This is a genomic window from Pseudoxanthomonas mexicana (assembly GCF_001556105.1).
GTDB lineage: Bacteria > Pseudomonadota > Gammaproteobacteria > Xanthomonadales > Xanthomonadaceae > Pseudoxanthomonas_A > Pseudoxanthomonas_A mexicana_A.
On the sequence record NZ_LSIF01000080.1, the window covers coordinates 1 to 385 of the forward strand.

Annotated in this window: 1 pseudogene; it reads left to right on the forward strand. The window is 63.9% G+C overall.

Features of this window, described 5'->3' with window-relative positions:
- A pseudogene (locus tag AX730_RS19175) lies at positions 1 to 385 on the forward strand (hypothetical protein); the annotation flags it as partial.

The window sequence follows — 385 nt, forward strand, 5'->3', positions numbered from 1 at the left end:
CTCGACCGCCTGTTCAACGGGTTCACCAATGCCAATCCGCAGGACATCTTCCGTCGCCTCGATCCAGACCTGTATTACCCGGTCTACGGCGACGATTCCAAGACGTACCGCGACGTGGATACGATGGGTCGCTTCTACCTGCGCGTGGACTGGGACAAGAACCAGGCGCTGTGGGGCAACTACAGTACCGGCATCACCGGCACCGAATATGCGCAGTACCAGCGCTCGCTGTACGGCGCGGCGCTGAACTGGCGCTCCAATGCGACCAATCGCTGGGGCGATGCCGCCAGCGCGCTGCGTGTGTTCGGCTCGCAGGCGCAAACCGCGCCTGGCCACAGCGAGTTCATCGGCACCGGTGGCAGCCTGTACTACCTGCGGCACACCG